The sequence below is a fragment of the Psychrobacter sp. 1Y4 genome, from assembly GCF_051847555.1.
The window spans coordinates 1-841 of sequence record NZ_JBPYDE010000337.1 but is presented as its reverse complement, the minus strand read 5'-3'; the positions used below and the strand labels follow the sequence as shown (position 1 = coordinate 841).

Below are 841 nucleotides of genomic sequence, written 5' to 3'. Positions count from 1 at the left end.
CCATTGACTCGCATAGCGGTTAGCGACCAAAAGTACAAACGCGATAATACCAATCACTAAGGTTAGCGGATGTACCTGACTGGCATAGCGCTGCATGGTAGATAAATAGCCAACCAAGCTGCTACCAGCAATAGGAATCGCCATCAGATACTTTAGCTGACTGACGAAGATAAGCACTGCCGCGCCGCTCACAAACCCTGCTGAGACGCCGCGACTGATAAACTGCATAATCCAGCCAAGCTTTAGCCGCCCTGCAATCCACAGCAGCGCCCCTACCATTAATGCTAGCAAACTCGCCATCAGGGCATACTGCTCTGTGCCTTGCTCAGCATAAGGCAGTAGACCACTTGCCGTCATAATAGCGGTGATCGCGACAGGCCCGACGGCTTGTACGTTGCTAGAACCTAGCCAAGCATAGACGAGCACAGGCACGATCGCAGAATACAGGCCGTACACGGGCGGTAGACCAGCAAGGACTGCATAGCCTAGGCTTTGCGGTATCACCAATACGCCCACCACCAGTCCTGCGACGAGATCGGTCGGTAACGCTGTGAGCTGGTATTGGCGCAGCCAAGTAGGAATCAGACGTGCAGCGAGAGAAGACATATCAATACATCACCAAGATAGAAAGCAGCATAAAACAGTCAGGCGAGTATGGCATTATTCGGTTTTGGCACAAAATCTCTGATAAAGCAGCTCTAGTACGGCTAAGGCATCGTCACTTGCGATGCTATAGTAGATTTGCTTGCCTTCACGGCGTGTCGCAACCAGCTCGTCTTTACGCAAGATACCTAGCTGCTGCGACAAGCTTGGTTGTCCAACACCGACCAGTCCTTCAAGC

Annotated in this window: 2 protein-coding genes; both read right to left on the bottom strand. The window is 51.8% G+C overall.

The annotated features are described in order from the left end of the window. On the bottom strand, nucleotides 1-606 hold a 606-nt coding region (locus ACS8FC_RS16175; RefSeq protein ID WP_439297525.1), incomplete at its 3' end, for a SulP family inorganic anion transporter. A gap of 54 nt (nucleotides 607-660) precedes the next feature. Next, nucleotides 661-841 (bottom strand): ArsR/SmtB family transcription factor (locus ACS8FC_RS16170; RefSeq protein ID WP_439297524.1); only part of this gene is annotated, 181 nt, incomplete at its 5' end.